This is a genomic window from uncultured Thiothrix sp. (genome assembly GCF_937876535.1).
GTDB lineage: Bacteria > Pseudomonadota > Gammaproteobacteria > Thiotrichales > Thiotrichaceae > Thiolinea.
The window spans coordinates 49,956-67,432 of record NZ_CALFHZ010000008.1 but is presented as its reverse complement, the minus strand read 5'-3'; the positions used below and the strand labels follow the sequence as shown (position 1 = coordinate 67,432).

At 44.0% G+C, this 17,477-nt stretch carries 15 protein-coding genes; 9 read left to right on the top strand and 6 right to left on the bottom strand.

What is annotated here, in order from left to right:
- The first annotated feature begins 11 nt into the window (after positions 1–11).
- Positions 12–1,181: a cell division protein FtsZ gene (ftsZ, locus tag Q0230_RS04915; protein WP_298608702.1), complete on the top strand. Its 1,170-nt coding sequence runs from the start codon at positions 12–14 to the stop codon at positions 1,179–1,181.
- 193 nt (positions 1,182–1,374) lie between these two features.
- Entirely contained in the window at positions 1,375–2,289 is a 915-nt protein-coding gene (gene lpxC, locus Q0230_RS04910) for a UDP-3-O-acyl-N-acetylglucosamine deacetylase (RefSeq protein ID WP_298608701.1), read from the top strand.
- Here lpxC and Q0230_RS04905 read toward each other — a convergent pair.
- On the bottom strand, positions 2,271–2,720 hold the full coding sequence (locus Q0230_RS04905; protein ID WP_298608700.1) for a hypothetical protein: 450 nt from the start codon (positions 2,718–2,720) through the stop codon (positions 2,271–2,273). The two genes, lpxC and Q0230_RS04905, sit on opposite strands and share 19 nt — an antisense overlap.
- A gap of 91 nt (positions 2,721–2,811) precedes the next feature.
- Between Q0230_RS04905 and Q0230_RS04900 the strand changes: the two genes are divergently transcribed.
- From Q0230_RS04900 to mutT, 4 genes are all read left to right on the top strand, one after another.
- Positions 2,812–3,771, top strand: coding sequence for a M23 family metallopeptidase (locus Q0230_RS04900; protein WP_298608699.1), 960 nt, complete (start codon positions 2,812–2,814; stop codon positions 3,769–3,771).
- A 240-nt stretch (positions 3,772–4,011) separates the two neighbouring features.
- Positions 4,012–6,711, top strand: a complete 2,700-nt coding sequence (secA, locus tag Q0230_RS04895) for a preprotein translocase subunit SecA (RefSeq protein WP_298608698.1) — start codon at positions 4,012–4,014, stop codon at positions 6,709–6,711.
- Positions 6,711–7,919, top strand: coding sequence for a bifunctional glutamate N-acetyltransferase/amino-acid acetyltransferase ArgJ (argJ, locus tag Q0230_RS04890; RefSeq protein ID WP_298608697.1), 1,209 nt, complete (start codon positions 6,711–6,713; stop codon positions 7,917–7,919). The genes secA and argJ overlap by 1 nt, the downstream gene beginning before the upstream one ends.
- Positions 7,919–8,335, top strand: a complete 417-nt coding sequence (gene mutT, locus Q0230_RS04885; RefSeq protein ID WP_298608696.1) for an 8-oxo-dGTP diphosphatase MutT — start codon at positions 7,919–7,921, stop codon at positions 8,333–8,335. Before argJ ends, mutT begins: the two co-directional genes overlap by 1 nt.
- Positions 8,336–8,342: 7 nt before the next feature.
- Here the strand turns inward: mutT and Q0230_RS04880 are convergent, their stop codons facing one another.
- The 5 genes from Q0230_RS04880 to Q0230_RS04860 form a co-directional block, all read right to left on the bottom strand.
- Entirely contained in the window at positions 8,343–8,552 is a 210-nt protein-coding gene (locus Q0230_RS04880; RefSeq protein ID WP_298608695.1) for a DUF465 domain-containing protein, read from the bottom strand.
- Between the two features lie 13 nt (positions 8,553–8,565).
- Complete coding sequence (locus tag Q0230_RS04875) at positions 8,566–10,047, bottom strand: DEAD/DEAH box helicase (RefSeq protein WP_298608694.1); 1,482 nt, start codon at positions 10,045–10,047, stop codon at positions 8,566–8,568.
- A 202-nt stretch (positions 10,048–10,249) separates the two neighbouring features.
- Positions 10,250–11,614 (bottom strand): DNA repair protein RadA, encoded by a 1,365-nt coding sequence (gene radA, locus Q0230_RS04870; protein WP_298608693.1) that lies wholly within the window; start codon positions 11,612–11,614, stop codon positions 10,250–10,252.
- The gene (locus tag Q0230_RS04865) at positions 11,601–12,857 is read right to left on the bottom strand and encodes a CNNM domain-containing protein (protein ID WP_298608837.1); all 1,257 of its coding nucleotides are present in this window, start codon (positions 12,855–12,857) and stop codon (positions 11,601–11,603) included. Before Q0230_RS04865 ends, radA begins: the two co-directional genes overlap by 14 nt.
- Positions 12,858–12,883: 26 nt before the next feature.
- Positions 12,884–13,672 carry an inner membrane protein YpjD gene (locus Q0230_RS04860; RefSeq protein WP_298608692.1) on the bottom strand — a complete coding sequence of 263 codons (789 nt, stop codon included), beginning with the start codon at positions 13,670–13,672 and terminating at the stop codon, positions 12,884–12,886.
- Positions 13,673–13,779: 107 nt separating this feature from the next.
- Here Q0230_RS04860 and ffh point away from each other — a divergent pair, with 107 nt between their 5' ends.
- The 3 genes from ffh (at position 13,780) to Q0230_RS04845 (ending at position 17,413) form a co-directional block, all read left to right on the top strand.
- Positions 13,780–15,168, top strand: a complete 1,389-nt coding sequence (gene ffh, locus Q0230_RS04855; RefSeq protein WP_298608691.1) for a signal recognition particle protein — start codon at positions 13,780–13,782, stop codon at positions 15,166–15,168.
- Positions 15,169–15,418: 250 nt separating this feature from the next.
- Positions 15,419–15,970 carry a hypothetical protein gene (locus Q0230_RS04850; protein WP_298608690.1) on the top strand — a complete coding sequence of 184 codons (552 nt, stop codon included), beginning with the start codon at positions 15,419–15,421 and terminating at the stop codon, positions 15,968–15,970.
- 204 nt (positions 15,971–16,174) lie between these two features.
- A complete protein-coding gene (locus Q0230_RS04845; RefSeq protein ID WP_298608689.1) occupies positions 16,175–17,413 on the top strand; it encodes a hypothetical protein in 1,239 nt (412 codons plus the stop codon).
- Positions 17,414–17,477 lie beyond the last annotated feature (64 nt).

Genomic DNA, 17,477 nt, shown 5'->3' with positions numbered 1-17,477 from the left:
GGAGAATGGGCATGTTTGAAATTATGGATAATCAAAAAGCCGGTGCCGTTATTAAGGTGATTGGTGTCGGTGGCGGCGGTGGCAATGCAGTCATCAATATGCTGAATTCAGGTATTGAAGGTGTAGAATACATCTGTGCAAATACCGATGCGCAAGCTTTAAAAGGCTGCACCGTCAGTACCGTTTTACAGTTAGGCACAAGCTTAACTAAAGGTTTAGGCGCAGGTGCTAATCCTGATGTGGGTCGTGAAGCGGCGATGGAAGATCGTGAGCGGATTAAAGAGTTAATTCGTGGCACTGACATGCTGTTTATTACTGCAGGTATGGGCGGTGGTACGGGTACAGGAGCTGCTCCAGTCGTTGCAGAAATTGCCCGCGATTTAGGTATTCTGACTGTCGCAGTCGTGACCCGTCCTTTCCATTTGGAAGGTACGAAGCGTATGAAGTTGGCAGATGCTGGTATCGCTGAGTTAGCGCGTCATGTAGATTCTTTAATTACTATTCCTAACCAAAAGTTATTAACCGCTTTAGGGAAGAATGCGACTTTATTAGATGCTTTCAAATCAGCCAATAATGTGCTGTTGAATGCGGTGCAAGGCATTGCTGAGCTTATTACCCGCCCTGGTTTGATTAACGTTGACTTTGCTGACGTGCGTACGGTTATGTCTGGAATGGGTATGGCCGTTATGGGGATGGGTAAAGCACAAGGTGATAGTCGTGCTGAGAAAGCTGCGCAAGCTGCTGTATCTAATCCTTTATTGGAAGACATCTGCTTAGATGGCGCGCGTGGAATTCTAGTTAATATCACCGCTGGCTTAGATATGGGTATCCATGAGTTTGAAGAAGTGGGCGAAGTGATTCGTCAATTTGCGTCAGACGAAGCCACAGTAGTGGTTGGTACGGTTATCGATCCTGATATGCGTGATGAGATTCGTGTGACGCTGGTTGCGACTGGTTTAGAAGATGCAGCTGTTCATAGTGTCAGCAAACCAGCTACTGCTGCACACACAGCGAAGCGTGAGCGCCCTGCTGCAATACCTGTGCAACCAGAAAGACCACGGGTGGTGGTAAATATTGATAACGCCCGCCAAAATGCCCAAAATCCAGCCGCTGGCAATGGATTTAACCGTGGTAATAGTACTTTAGATATTCCTGCGTTTTTGCGAACCCAAGCTGATTAAACGCAGTTAGTTAGTGATCAAGCATGCCCTAGCAACCAACTTGCCAAGGTTGGTTGCTTTTTAAAAAAGTTTGAGTGTTTTATTCAGCGTGAGCTTGGCAAAATCTATTTAAAGTTACTGTGGTTAACTGTGATATGATTTGCGCCGTTTATTAAGCGGTACAAATAGTTATGGAAAAAATAGGGGCTGACAAGTGCTGAAACAAAGAACTCTAAGAACGGCAGTGTCTTCAACAGGTATTGGCCTACACTCTGGAAAGAAGGTAGCCATGAGTTTACGACCTGCTCCTGTGAATACGGGTATCGTTTTCTATCGAACGGATCTTCCTAATAAGCCAGAGCTACGCCTACATCCTGAACGGGTGGGTGAAACGATGCTCTGTACCGCTTTATTGGATGGAAGCGTTAAAGTTGCGACCGTTGAACATTTATTATCGGCCTTGGCAGGCTTAGGGATTGATAATCTCTATGTTGATATTGATGCGCCTGAAATTCCAATTATGGATGGCAGTGCAGCACCCTTTTTATATTTAATTCTTTCAGCTGGCATTGCTGAGCAAAATGCGAGTAAGCGCTTTATTCGTATCAAAAAGTCAGTTGAGTTGCGTAAAGGTGATGCGTGGGCACGTTTAAGTCCATATGAAGGATTTAAAGCTTCTTTTGATATCCAATTTAATCATCCTGCTGTTAGTGCCACTCGTCAAAGTATAGAACTCGATTTTTCCAAGCAGGCGTATGCAAGTGAAATTGCGCGCGCCCGTACTTTCGGCTTTATGCGTGATATTGAGCTTTTACGCTCTAAAAACTTAGGTCTAGGCGGTAGTTTAGAGAATGCCATCGTGCTAGATGAGTTCCGCGTCTTGAATCCGGATGGCTTACGTTATCGTGATGAGTTTATTCGGCATAAAATTCTGGATGCAATTGGCGACTTATACACTTTAGGGCATGGGATTATTGGTGCTTTCCACGGTCATAAAGCGGGGCATGCGATCAATAATCTGTTGGTGCGTGAGCTTTTAGTGCAAAAAGATGCTTGGGAAATGGTGTCGCTTGAGGAAAAACAACGGGAGCGAGCTATCTTTTCTGATGGTTATGCGCTAGCAGTTTGAAGATGGTTAGCGTTGTAAGTGTTGGTACGATGCGCTAAAGCCAGTTGTACCAAAGCTTGGCGTAAGCCTTCATCTTGAATTTGTTGAGCAATACTTGCAAGGGTTTCAATGGTTTGCTCACTCATTGGTGTTCTGCCTGATTTCCGTCCAAAGCTTGCCAGCGGTATAGCAATCAATTTAATATCCACGCCGTTAAGTTTTAGGCTCAATTCTTTGTTGAGATAATGACAGAGTGTCTTCTGTGTAAACCGTGCCTGAGTGGCGAAATGTGGGTCATCCGTCAGCACTAATAAGCGTCGATTGCGAATTATCGGCCAGATGCGGTTTTCGAGGCGCATTTGGGCATGTTGACTAATCAAATAGCTCAGTTTATCTAGCTGATCCAGCCTTTCAGACAGGACATTATTAATAAAGTAGTTGATTTTTCTCATAATATCTTTTTACATCAACCTGCACTACATCCAACTATTATAAATAGAGTGCCTAGTTTGCCTGTGGAGGGCATTAGCGGATGTTTGTCGCATGAAAGTTATTTGTATTAGTCGTGACGGTGCACGACGCGCTTCGTTTAGTCTCAACCCAATCACCCATCTTGTGCTCCCAGCCAGTTTAGTGGCCTTACTGATTATTGGTTTGTCAGTGAATCAGATGTTAGGTCTTTATCGTTTGGATCATACACCTCAACAGAATTCTCTAACAGCGGATGAGGCGGAGAAAATTCTCTCAACCCTTGGCGAGCAGATGAAGACTGTCAATGAAATTAAGAAGACTTATTCAACTTATACCGTTGATGTTGATACACTTTCTGTACGGTTAGGTGCTTTGGAAGCGGAGATTGTCCGGCTCAATGCGCTAGCAAAACGGGTGGTCAATCGTGCAAAATTAGATCCAAGTGAGTTTTCTTTAGATCAAGCTCCACCGCGGGGCGGTTTAGAGGAAGACTATATTCCAGCTGCTACACCTAAGGTAACGACTAAAGAATTATTAGGCTCTTTTGAAAGTATGGAGTCTAAGATGGAACAACAACGTGCCATGCTCGAAAGTCTCTATCAAGTGCTTGAAGGCAAAGTTTTAGCTGAAGTGGTTTTGCCTTCCTCACGCCCTGTAAAATTGGGGTATATCTCTTCGCAGTTTGGTGTCCGACGTGATCCTTTTAATGGTGGAACACGTATGCATAAGGGTATGGATTATGCGGGGCCACGTGGTACCGACGTACATGCAGTAGCTGGCGGTGTAGTATCCTTTGTAGGTACGAAAGGAGGCTACGGCACTATCGTTGAAATAGATCACGGTAATGGCTTAGTTAGCCGCTATGCACACTTAGATCAAGCCTTAGTCGAACAGGGTAAAGTGATTCAAAAAGCGGATACTGTGGCACTACTAGGTAATACAGGACGATCCACTGGACCCCACTTACATTTAGAAATCCTACGTAACGGTGAAGCTATTGACCCACAGACTTATTTAGGCTTAGCAGAGTAGTAATAATTCACCGTATAGCCAGTTATTCAAGCTATACTATGAGTCCGGCGCAATTCCTCTCCTTAGGATTGCGCCGGATTTTTTTGTCAATTGAGCTTGTTTTGTTTGGGCTAGACCCCATATTGGGGTGACAACTATGGCTGCGTCATCACAAGGGAGTGTAGTCTCTACCTTGTCGTTTGGCTCAGGGAATTGCCGGTAGAGCCACTGGCAGGATGAGTTAGGAGAAAATAAGAGATTATGCTGGGTTCTGTTGCGAAAAAGATTTTTGGTAGCCGCAATGATCGTCTGGTCAAAAGCTATGCAAAGATCGTCAAGAATATTAATGCATTAGAAGCTGATTACTCCAAGTTGTCAGATGCCGATTTGCAACATCGCACGGTTAAATTCCGCGAGCGGCTTGCAGCGGGGGCAACACTTGATGACCTCTTACCTGATGCCTTTGCGACCGTGCGTGAAGCGAGCAAACGTATTCTCGGCATGCGCCATTATGATGTGCAAATGATCGGCGGTATGGTACTGCATCACGGCAAAATTGCTGAGATGCGCACGGGCGAAGGTAAGACTTTAGTGGCTACTTTAGCCGCCTACCTGAATGCTTTACCAGGTAATGGCGTGCATGTGATTACTGTCAATGATTATCTAGCACAACGTGACGCGACTTCCTTATCTAGACTTTATGGCTTCTTAGGCCTAAGTACTGGCGTTATTATTAATGGCTTAACCCAAGACCAACGCCGCGAGGCTTATGCAGCTGATATTACCTATGGCACCAATAATGAATTTGGCTTTGATTATCTGCGCGATAATATGGCCTTCTCAATGGGGGAACGTGTACAACGTAAACTCTCTTATGCAGTAGTTGACGAAGTTGACTCAATTCTGATCGACGAAGCGCGTACCCCCTTAATTATCTCTGGTCCAAGCCAAGATGCTTCCGATTTGTATCGCGCGGTCAACTCCATTGTGCCTGAATTGTCTCGCCAAGAAACAGAAGATAGTGAAGGTGATTACTGGGTAGATGAAAAAGCGAAGCAAGTTTTCCTTTCGGAAAATGGTCAAGAGCGCGTTGAGCAAATTCTCATCGAGCGCGGTGTACTGCCTGACGGGCAGGGTTTATATGATTCGGCTAGTATTGCGATTCTGCACCATCTAAACGCAGGTTTACGTGCCCATACGCTGTTCCAAAGAAATGTCGACTATATCGTGCGTGATGACAAAATTATCATCGTTGACGAGTTCACCGGGCGCACGATGCCGGGGCGGCGTTGGTCAGAAGGTTTGCATCAAGCGATTGAAGCTAAAGAAAACGTTGAAATCCAAGCAGAAAATCAAACCTTAGCTTCGATTACCTTCCAAAATTATTTCCGTTTGTATAAAAAGCTTTCAGGTATGACAGGTACTGCCGATACAGAAGCTTTTGAGTTGCAACAAATTTACGGCTTAGAAGTTGTCGTTATTCCAACCCATCGTCCGATGATTCGGAAAGATGCGAATGACTTGATTTATCTAACCGCTGAAGAAAAATATGATGCGATTATTGAAGATATTAAGGCCTGTGTTGAGAAAGGCCAGCCGGCGCTAGTTGGTACTGCTTCGATTGAGTCTTCAGAGTTGGTCTCGAATAAGCTAAAAGCCTTGCGTATTCCGCACGAAGTTTTGAATGCTAAACAGCATGAGCGTGAAGCTCACATTATTGCCAATGCAGGCCGCCCGGGTGCTGTGACCATTGCAACCAATATGGCAGGCCGTGGTACTGACATTGTACTCGGTGGTAGTTACGAAGAAGAAATTGCTCAATTACCACCTGCGAATGCGGATGAAGCAGCTAAGCAAAAAATTAAAGCCATGTGGCAAAAGCGCCATGACACCGTATTAGCTGCAGGTGGCTTGCATATCATAGGCACGGAACGCCATGAGTCCCGGCGGATTGATAATCAGCTACGTGGTCGTTCTGGTCGTCAAGGTGACCCTGGTTCGTCACGTTTCTATTTATCCTTAGAAGATAATCTTATGCGGATTTTTGCGTCTGATCGTGTTAAAGGCATGATGCAAAAATTAGGTATGGAAAAAGGCCAAGCCATTGAAGCGGGCTTAGTATCAAAATCGATTGAGAATGCGCAGCGTAAAGTTGAAGCGCATAACTATGATATTCGTAAGCATTTGCTTGAATACGATGACGTAGCGAATGATCAACGTAAGGTCATTTATGAGCAACGTACAGAGTTATTGCTAGCAGATAATATCCAAGACATGATCGCGTCGATTCGTCACGATGTAGTTGAGGATTTGGTCAGCCGCTTTATTCCGCCGGGTAGTGTCGATGAGCAATGGGATATTCCCGGCTTGGAAAAGCAATTACAAGCTGATTTAAACTTAGCTGTGCCAGTTCAACAATGGTTAGATGAAGATAAGAAGCTTTATGAAGAGCAAATTCGCGAGCGTATTCAAGAGCTAGTCAAGAATGAACTAACCGAAAAAGAATCGTTGATTGGTGCGGAGAATATGCGGCGCTTAGAGCGTGAGGCTATGTTGCATATTTTGGATTCGCATTGGAAAGAGCATCTAGCGGCTATGGACTATCTGCGCCAAGGTATTGGTTTGCGTGGCTATGCCCAAAAGAATCCTAAACAGGAATACAAGCGTGAAGCCTTTGAGATGTTTGAGGAGCTACTCACACGTCTCAAACACGATGTAATTACTTTCTTAGTGCGGATTCAAATTGGTGAGCCACCACCTGCGCATGAATCAGTCCAGCAGGATGTGCAGTATACCCATGCTGACCCAACTGCTTTCGCGGATGATGATGAGGTTGTGGATGCTTTTACTCCGTCACAAGAAAATATACCAACTAATTCTGAGCCAAAAGTTGGGCGGAATGATCCTTGCCCCTGTGGTTCAGGCAAAAAATATAAGCAATGTCACGGGAAATTAAGCTAATGGCTGTCAATTTAACCTTTAATGAAAATTTGCTGCCGATTGCGGGCGTGCGTTTAGCGACTTTAAATGCAGGTATTCGCTATAAAGGGCGCGATGACTTGTTAGTGATTGAACTAGCGGAAGGTAGTTCTTGTGCTGCGGTCTTCACGCGTAATGCCTTTTGCGCTGCGCCAGTGACGGTTTCTCGTGCACACTTAGCAAGTGCTCATCCACGCTATTTATTGGTCAATGCAGGCAATGCTAATGCAGGTACTGGTGAGTTAGGTCTAACAGCAGCCAAAGCTTGCTGTGCTGCTCTAGCAGAAGTAAGTGCTTGCAAGCCTGAGCAAATTTTGCCATTTTCTACAGGTGTGATAGGTCAACAGTTGCCTGTAGAAAAAGTGGTAGCAGCTTTACCTACTGCGCTTGCTAGTTTGAAAGAGGATAATTGGCTTGCCGCAGCTAAAGCGATTATGACTACTGATACCATCGGTAAAGCGATGAGCAAGCAAATCGAGATCGGTGGTAAGCAAGTGACCATTACTGGCATCGCCAAAGGTGCGGGGATGATTCATCCGAACATGGCGACTATGCTGTCTTATGTAGCAACCGATGCCCAAGTCGATTCGAGTTTATTACAAACCATTTTAAGTGAAGTAGTTGAGGAAACTTATAACTGCATTACGATTGATGGCGATACCTCTACCAATGATTCTCTAGTATTAGCCGCGACCTGCAAATCTGGTGCTTTAGTTGATGCAAGTAATCGCGCTAGCTTCCAACAAGCAGTTCAGGAGGTTTGCATGTATCTTGCCCAAGCAATCGTGCGCGATGGTGAGGGTGCTACCAAATTCATCAGTGTGATGGTTGAAGGTGCTAAAGATCGAGCAGAAGCACGTGTGATTGGCAATACTGTGGGTTTATCACCTTTAGTTAAAACAGCGATGTTTGCCAGTGACCCTAACTGGGGGCGGATTTTAGCAGCGGTTGGGCGTAGTCCAATCGATAACTTGGATGTGAATGCAGTCACTATTTGGTTGGGTGATACTTTACTGATTGAAAAAGGCCAACCTGCGCCTTCTTATCGCGAGGAGTTAGGCCAAGTCGAAATGAAGCGTGATGAAATAAACGTACGGATTCATATGGGACGTGGTTCAGCGAGTGCTACAACGTGGACCTGCGATTTCTCTTATGATTACGTTAAAATCAATGCTGAATATCGTAGCTGATGTCTGAGTTTTTACCTGATTGGATTCATGTCGTTGCGGCTGTTATCTATGACAGCCGCCAGCGAATTCTGTTAGCGCAACGTCCTTTGCATAAACACCAAGGTGGTAAATGGGAGTTCCCGGGTGGCAAAGTAGAGCCTAATGAATCTGCTACTGCTGCCTTAAAGCGCGAACTATTTGAAGAGTTAGGCATAGAAGCTGATATATCCACTATGCAGTCTTTACTTGAAATTAAGCATACTTATCCAGATAAAAATATCTGGTTGGATGTATGGACTGTCTATCAATTTCAATATGAGCCTGTAGGCAGGGAAGGGCAAGCTATTGCTTGGTTCGAGCTGGCAGAGCTTATAAACCTAGATTTTCCTGCTGCTAACAAACCTATTATTCAAAAATTACTCACACACATGTCTTAAATTCAGTTTATGCATTCATATCTGGAATCAGTTGGCTACTGAGTTTTTGAATCATATCTTTTAAGAGTAATTTGCGCTTTTTCATGCGTGACAGCATAAATTGATCACAGTTAGAGTTAGCCCGCAGTGCCTCAATCGCGGTATCAAGATCGCGATGTTCTTGGCGTAAGTCAAATAGCTTTTGACGGAGTAAATGCTCTTCTTCTAGGCTTAGCATAAGAATGAATACACTACTTGACTAAATTCCGGCGTTTTTCTTTATAACGAATCACGACTTTTTTATCAGCGGTGGTAGCTTGTTTGGGAACATAGTCTTGTTTTTCCCAGCTACCGATTTCATAACCAGTGTCAGACCCTTGTTGGCCTGCACCTTGCTTACGCTGTGCGCCCCCATTTAACCGTCCATAAGGGCCTTTGCGTCCACGCTGTTTATCATCAGTGCTGCTTGTACGTGGAGCAGTTGTTCCATTATTTGGATTAGCTGGTTTGCCTCCACGGCCATTTTGTGGACGGCTCGGTTTTTCACCATTTGCAGCACGGGGATTAGTGCCTGGTTTGCGGGCTGGACGTGTATTTGGTTTCGCACCACCACGATTGGTTTGTTTCGGTTCTAAGCCAGGAATAGTCCGTTGGTTAATGGCCTCACCTTGGAATTCTTCAATCTTCTTCAGGCAATCACGATCACTTGGTCCTGCTAACAGAATCACAGGCTCTTGACGTTCAGTACCCAGTACACTTTGTAAACGGTTTAAATAGGTATCGGTTTTTTCTGGAAGCTCGAAATGGATGACTGGCTCATGCCCACTTAATTCCGGGATAAAATCTTCTTGATCAGGCACAATTAAAATCGGACAAGCTTCTAAATTACGTTCTTCATCCGGTAGTAAATGAGTTGAATCAGCGGTATGCCCATGATTCGCCAGATTATCCGCTAAAGTTTTCGCCGTCTTACTAGTGACTGTGAAAATAACCGTAGGTTTACCTTTGAGTCCATCAAGAATGTAATCAATCAACGCTAATTTATGGGTGTAATCGTCTGCTTGATGTACCAATTGTGGTAAGCGTAACAGCTGGCTTTTCTCGTCCTCAATAGTGATTTCTTCGCAGTTTGGAATAATACCGCGTGCATAAGGAGTGACTTCATCATCATGGCGCACGAAAGCAATCACGGGCGCATTCGCTGGTTTTTGCTCGATAATCCGATCCACTAAACTATGCAAGCCTTTCTTATGAATTGCCGTGAGATCATCAATAATCAGTAGCTCAATATTCGAGAAATCTGCTTTATTGTTGTCAACTAAATCATTCAAGCGGCCAGGTGTAGCAATCATTAAATCTAAGGGGCGACGGAGTAGGCGCATTTGTGGTTGATAAGGGCGACCACTGACAATAAACCCGGTACGGATTTGCTGACCTTCACCCAGTAAACGTTTGATTGTGTAAGTAATTTGATTTACACGATCCCGACGCGAAGTTAATACTAAAATCCGCGCACCTTGATGTTCAGGCAGAGGATTATTAAAAATATAGTTAATCGCAGGAATTAAAAAAGCACCCGTTTTGCCTGCTGCGGATTGCGTCCAAACAATAGCACTTTTACGCTGTGCCATTAAAGGAATAAGCTGTTGTTGTAGTTCTGTCGGGGTCTCATAGCCTGCTGCGTCGATATTATCGGCGAAAGCACCCTGTAGACCTAAATCAATAAATGACAAGATAAAACTCCCTGGCTGAACAAGCAGGCAAGTGATCCATAACTTACTTCTTCATGAACATGTGAATAAGGCGATTGTGGCAAGGAAACCTGTTAGGGCGGACCAAACCGAATTTGTGAATAAAATTACGCCCCAGAATGTTCATAAAGCTATTATATATGTGGTTTTGAGTCAACAATTATGCGATTGGCGTGTTGTATTTTTACATCAATGCCGCAATCGCTTCTTCTAAACGAGCCACTGCTGTGACTCGCATGCCTTGAATTGCATGGTGTGGTTTATTCGCTTTTGGCACAATCGCCTGCTTAAAACCATGTTTGGCAGCCTCCCTCAGCCGCTCTTCGCCATTTGGTATGGGGCGAATTTCTCCAGCTAAACCGACCTCACCAAAGATGACAACATCTGCTGGGAGTGGTCGGCTACGAAAACTCGATAAGGCAGCTAAGAGTAAGGGTAAATCAGCTGCAGTTTCTGAAATCTTAACGCCGCCAACAATATTAATAAAAACATCTTGATCATACATGGAAATACCACCATGTCGATGCAAGACTGCTAAGAGCATTGCCAAACGGTTTTGCTCCATCCCCAAAGTCACACGGCGTGCATGTCCCGCATGACTAGTATCAACTAAGGCCTGAACCTCGACCAACAAAGGCCTTGTTCCCTCACGTGTTACCATGATAGCACTACCGGAAACAGGTTCTTCATGCCGAGAGAGGAAAATAGCCGACGGATTGCTAACTCCCTTTAAACCTTGCTCGGTCATGGCAAACACACCCAGTTCATTCACAGCGCCAAAACGATTTTTGACAGCACGTAAAATCCGATAACGTCCGCCAGGATCACCTTCGAAATAGAGTACCGTATCTACCATATGCTCAAGGACACGGGGGCCAGCTAGAGTACCTTCCTTGGTCACATGGCCTACAATAAAGAGTGTAGTTTGGGTTTGTTTAGCAAAGCGCACTAATTGGGCAGCAGACTCACGAATTTGACTAACTGAGCCGGGTGCGGATTGTAATTGCTCGGTGTAAAGCGTTTGAATCGAGTCAATGACCATGATTTGGGGCTTTTCGATTTGAGCCAATGTGATGACTGTCTCCACGCCTGTTTCGGTAAGTAGGCGCAAATGATCAGCATTTAAACCTAAGCGTCTTGCTCGTAAACTTACCTGTTGGAGAGATTCTTCACCGGTAACATACAAGCTATTAATCTGTGGCAGATCACATAAAGTCTGTAACAGAATAGTCGATTTCCCGATTCCTGGATCGCCACCAATTAATACGACTGAGCCTGCAACTAACCCCCCTCCAAGTACCCGATCCAGTTCTTGAACGCCGGTAGGCGTGCGCGGGTCTTCTTGGATATGGATTTCCTTGATGCTGCGAATACTCGCAGGTTCGCCTGCATAGCCCGTAAAGCGCGGATTCTTAGGTGCGTTGTTGGTAGGTGCTGCAATACTTTCTTCTAAAGTATTCCAGGCTCCACAATCAGAGCACTGCCCATTCCATTTGCTGTGCACACTGCCGCAAGCAGTGCAATAATATTGCAGTTTAGCTTTTGCCATGCTCGAATTCCTTCTGACTGGGGGCTGGCAGTGCAGGATAAATAATTAAAGTTTTGATCGCATTCTTGCGAGTTTTACGGATTTCCATGGGATGTTGGGCGATCAACACTGTCATGCCTGGCACTGGCAACAACTCCAAGTGCTCCATAATTAAGCCATTAATCGTTTTGGGTCCATCGATGGGTAACTTAAGATTTAAAGACTGATTAAGATCACGTATAGAACTAGCACCATCCACCCAAGCACTGCCATCAGGCATCCTTTGAATATTATGTTCATGCCGGATCGGGACGGTGGAAAACTCACCTACTATTTCCTCTAGTATATCTTCTAAAGCTAGCATTCCCAAAATATCCCCATATTCATCGACAACAATGGCAGAACGCCTTGCTTGTTCGCGAAAGTTAAGCAGTTGTTGTAATAGGGAAGTACCTTTAGGAATAAAGTAAGCGGGTTTGATAGCCGCTTTTAAGTGTTCACGATCTAATTTATCTTCGGCTAATAAAGGCAGTAAGCGGCGTAAATGTACAAAGCCGAGAATGTTATCCACAGAGCTTTCATAAATCAGTATGCGTGTGAATAAGCTGTGGATAAGTTGTTGCTCAAGTTCTGCCCAATCTTTAGCCAAATCAATGCCTATTAGCTGATGACGTGGGATCATAATGTCTTCTACATAAATGGATTCCAAATCAACGATACTAGTGAGCATCTCTAAATGCTCAGGGGGAATGTTAGCCCCTTCAACTTCGACTAGTTGTTTAAGCTCAGCACCACTAAACTTTACTAGTTTATGTGGGGTAGTTGGTTGCTTACAGAGTCTTAAAATAAGAGTAGCGAAAGCATTTATGCTCAGAACTAACGGCCTAACAAGCTTAAGTGTCGCGGCATAAAAGTTAGCGAAGGCATAAGCAAAAGTTTCCGGATAAAGCCGAGCCAGCTTGCGTGGTAATAGCTCAGCAAAGACTAATAACACTAGGGTAAATACCAGTAAAGCTAATAGCCACTGCCAAACTAGCAGCGTATTAAGCAACTGTGGGCTGATTAGCAAACTCAACACGGTTGCTAAAATTATCAATAAGTATTTAAAAAGCTGAAAAAGGGTAAGTGTTTGGTCAATATGTGCTAGCAGTTGATTTAGAGCTGTTTTACGACTAGCAGCGTGCAAGCGTTTGTAAGTAAGTAATGCTGTTTCTGAAGCAGTGAGTATGGAAATGCACAGAATCAAAATCACAAGAAGAGTCATTTGCAAGCTAAAGGGTAGCTGCAAGTTCATGGTTGTTTTAAATACTCCAAAACAAACTTACTGCCAAAAAAAGCCAGCATCAAAATAAAGAAACCTGCTAGGGTCCAACGAATCGCCTTTTTCCCCCGCCAGCCATATTGCCAATGTCCATACAGCAGCACTGCAAATACTAACCACGCCACAAGCGAGAGAATAGTTTTATGCGCGACATGTTGAGCAAATAGATCCTCTAGATAGACAAAACCACTGATTAAACTTAAGCTCAAGAGTGCCCAACCTAAAGCAATCACTTTGAACAGCAGCGATTCCATATCCTGTAACGGAGGCAGGGTTCTAACTAAAATATTCGGTTTATGATCATGCAGTTGACGAATTTGCAAGCCTAACAATAAAGCATGTAAAGCTGCCAAGGTGAGCATGCTATACGCGAGTAAGGAAGTGAATATATGAATGCCTAAGCCATTATCTAAGTTTAAAGTAGCGCTATTAGTACTTAAAAAATAACTGCCTAATAAAGTGGGCGGAATAAACGGAATAATCAATAGCCCTAAATTTTCTAAGGGGCGACTCAGCTGAGTAAGGAAGAGTAAAAAGCAGGTAAGCCATAAAACCACTGACAAAGCAGCAAAGAAATCAATAAAACCATTTTGCTGGTTAGCCCAAGTCAGGATTAAGCTTGCACCCTGTACAATTAAAGCCAACAGCCAAAGACTGTTGAGTAGCCAAGTGGGTGGCCTCGTTGCAGGAGGCTTACGTAAGCGTAAAGCAATTACGAGCCAGGTCGACATCCAAGCCGCCATGACTATCAAGGTCATCGTTATTGTCATTCTAGATACAGATTAGCTTCTCATCGGTGTGACGATACAGTTTAATGCTATGATAGCAATTTGTTCTCGATTGGGACTAGCAGAAGACCATAATCATGTTTGAAAATTTAAGTGATCGTCTTTCGAAAACGGTAAAAAAATTACGTGGGCAAGCGCGTTTAACCGATGAAAATATAAAAGATGCTTTGCGCGACGTTCGCATGGCTTTACTAGAAGCGGATGTGGCGCTGCCAGTGGTGCGTGATTTTATCAATCGTATCCGTGAGCGTGCAGTTGGGCAAGAGGTACTAGAAAGCCTTACTCCTGGCCAAGCCTTGATTAAGGTCGTTCACGAAGAATTGATTGATATCATGGGGCAGGCAAATGAAACCCTTAATTTAAATGCGCAACCGCCTGCCGTGATATTGATGGCTGGCTTACAAGGTGCGGGTAAAACAACTACAGTCGGTAAGCTAACTCGTTTCTTAAAAGAAAAAAATAAAAAATCGGTTATGGTGGCTAGTTGCGACGTGTATCGCCCAGCTGCGATTAAGCAGTTAGAAACCATTGCGAATCAAACCGAAGCAATTTTCTTCCCAAGTGAACCGAATCAAAAACCTGCGGATATTGCTTTAGCAGCACTGGCTCAAGCCAAACGTCAGTATATGGATGTTCTGATCATTGATACGGCAGGTCGCTTGCATATTGATGCGGACATGATGGAGGAGATCAGCCAACTTAATACCCTCCTGAAGCCAGTTGAGACGCTGTTTGTTGTGGATAGTATGACAGGGCAAGATGCTGCTAATACAGCTAAAGCCTTTGGTGATGCTTTACCATTAACTGGTGTAGTCCTAACTAAAACCGATGGTGATGCACGTGGTGGTGCTGCGTTATCGGTACGGCATATCACAGGCAAACCGATCAAGTTTATGGGAGTAGGTGAAAAGCTGGATGCTTTAGAGCCTTTCCACCCAGATCGGATGGCTTCACGCATTTTGGGGATGGGTGATGTGCTCAGTTTAATTGAGCAAGCCCAGCATAAGGTTGATCATGAAAAAGCTCAGAAATTAGCGCGTAAGCTCAATAAAGGTAAAGGCTTTGATTTTGAAGACCTGCGTGATCAGATGAATCAAATGCTGAAAATGGGTGGTATGAGTAGCTTGTTGGATAAGTTGCCTGGGATGGGGGCAATGCCTGCGCATGTGAAAGAGCAAGCAAATGACAAAGAAATCCGTCGGATGATTGCGATTATTAATTCCATGACCTTGGAGGAACGCCGTAATCCTGAACTCATCAAAGCGTCGCGTAAGCGTCGGATTGCAACAGGCTGTGGTCTGCAAGTGCAAGATGTAAATCGTTTACTCAAACAGCAGCAGCAAATGAGTAAAGTCATGAAGCAGTTCTCAAAGGGGGGGGGGATGCGTAGACTAATGCAGAACATGAAGGGTAAATTGCCGACTGGTGGTGGATTCCCCCCGATGGGTGGTGGTTTTCCTAGCTAAAAACTTGCTATTTCCTTATAAAATCATGGTTTCAAGTGTTTACCTAGTGGACACTGCGCGGTATGATTTGGTTGTGCGAAAGTTACAACTAAATTCTTTGGTTTGTTGGCTTTTAGCAACATTTAGAGCTGAATGTTGGGCATCTTCATACATGCATTCCGCTTAGTCACTACGTCGATCAATGGTTAGAGGGTGGGTTCCCGTCTACTCATTGTTGCTTCATACTTAACAACGAAAGAGATTAAAAGCCATGAAAATCAAGACTCCGTATACTTTAGCGGCAATCTTTGCAGTAAGTTTATTGGCCTCAGGTTGTAGCCAAATGGCAGCACAACCAGCCGAACCTGCAGCAAAGCCAACTGAGTCACAAACAGTGGTTGATTGCAGTAAATGCAAAAAAGCTCCAGCTCCAGTAGCAGGTGGTGCACATACTCATCCAGCAATTCCTGGTTGCACTGACTCTACAACCCATACTCATCCATTTACCAATGCAAACCACAAGCATGCTTACAGCTGTAAGGGTGGTATCAAAAAGGTAAAGCCACCGAAGGGTAATACCCCTAAACAGCCAACAGCACCTACTGGTAAATGGAACCATACTCACCCCGCAATTCCAGGCTGTACTGATTCCATTACTCATAGCCACCCATACACCAATGCTAATCATAATCACCACTACAGCTGTAAAGGTGGGAATAAACCAGAGAAGCAAATTGACGTACCTCAAGTAAAAGCAAAAGGTAACTACAAGGGTCCAGTTCAAATTGACACTAGTGTCATGAAAACTTACAAAAAGCAATAAAAAGTGATTTTTGAGTTGCGGAAAGCCTCCGTGATTCAATAAAATCTATTCATACCAGCCCGATGTCGGAAGATATCGGGCGTTTTTATTAGTAATTTCTTATTTTTATAAAACGGTTAAATTTGGTATTGTTGTAAATAATCAGTTACTGTTGCATTCTTGCCTCACAACCGTATTTGTTCTTGTCGTATAAACATAGAAGTCATGGATAAATTTAAAGCGTTATTACTACTAATGGTGTGGATTTGCTTAGCACCTTTTAGCTCAGCCTTTGCAGCTGTTTGGAGCTCAGATTCACAATGGGATGAGTCTTGGGAGAATCGTTATCGCCAATGGGTAGTACAAAACTGGAAAGATGATATCTTCATGAATCCAGCCAAACCCATCTACTACAAATTCGAAAACGACTGTGCTGATGCGACTTACATGATGCGGCTCATTTTCTCATTTGAGAATAGATTGCCCTTTGCCGTTAATAATCAGCAAACACCTGGTCAGATTATTAGTAATAATATGGGTACTTGGGATAATTTGCCTGAACCCCAGCGTGTGCGCCGTTTTATGGATTATGTAGCAGATATGACTAGCACTAAGTCCTTAAGGCAAGATACTTATCCCGTTGCACTAGATGATATTAAAGCAGGGGATGTGTATGTAGCACCTGGTGTTCACTCCTATCAGATTGTAGAAGTGACTGAAACAGGTATTGCTGAGGTTATGGCCTCTACTACACCAAAAACCTCACGTTTCTTACTGCGTACACCGTCTTTCCCTTTCTATGTGCCAGAAGATAAAACCTTTGCTGATGGGTATCGTCGTTTTAAAGAACCGCAAAATATTCGTCAGCCCGCCAGTGCCCAACCAGGCTATAGTGAAGAACAATTCCAATTAGCCTCTGATTTAAAATACGACTATGTTGCCTTCACTGACATTATTTCTAAAAAACTAGGCAAACGTCCAGAGCGCCCTGATGAAAAAACTACTCGCTTATTATTAGCTCTATGTATGTATGCCAATGATCGCAGTGTTTATGTGTATGATGCACTTTGGCATCTACAAGAAATTCGCAAAGGCGGTCGTCAATGTATGAGTGCTAAAGAATTCGACGACTTTTCAACACCAGGTCGCGATAAGCGCTTGGGTATGTTCTTTAGTTCTATTCGCCATCACTTAGATCGTATTGGTCGTTTTGACCCACAATCACAACCTGCGCGTTGGGCGAAAGCGGTGTTTTCGATTGATGAACCACCAGCGGGTGAAATGAAATATTTAAATGATTTCTGCATGGTACAAATGACCTTGGGCGAAGAGTTATATATGAGTTTGCGCGAGTTACGCAAAAACCTAGAAGGTGGTTATTTAGTATCCGACCCTCATGCACCACTACAGTATCGTTGGGGTATAGTTAAAACGCCTTATGAGCCCACTTGCCCAGTTTATTAAATAGTTAAGCTGGGTGTTGTAAAAAAGTCAGGGGAATTGTTTTATCTTACCAACAATTTTGAAT